Here is a 231-nt window from a genome sequence, read left to right on the forward strand (position 1 = left end):
CTGACAGGTCACCGGCCATGACGTTGGTGATTTTGTTGGTGGTGCTGGTGCCGTGTTTGGCACTGAACGCCGTACCATTCCACTGCAGGGAATCATCTTCCAGACCCGTGATTGTGGTATTGATATCCGCGACATCATTGGTCAGGTTGGTGATGTTGGTGGTGTTGGTGGCAACGTTATCGTTTGTCGTTTTCAGTTGCGAGCCGTTGACGGCATCGGTACTGGTGTCTG

1 protein-coding gene is annotated in these 231 nt (G+C 52.8%); it reads right to left on the bottom strand.

Going from position 1 to position 231, the window contains the following annotated elements; all coding sequences use genetic code 11:
* A partial coding sequence (locus C7B16_RS24455; RefSeq protein WP_219906394.1) for a hypothetical protein occupies nt 1–231 on the bottom strand: 231 nt, incomplete at both ends.

This window comes from Escherichia sp. 20412-1, assembly GCF_003027595.1.
Lineage (GTDB): Bacteria > Pseudomonadota > Gammaproteobacteria > Enterobacterales > Enterobacteriaceae > Escherichia > Escherichia marmotae.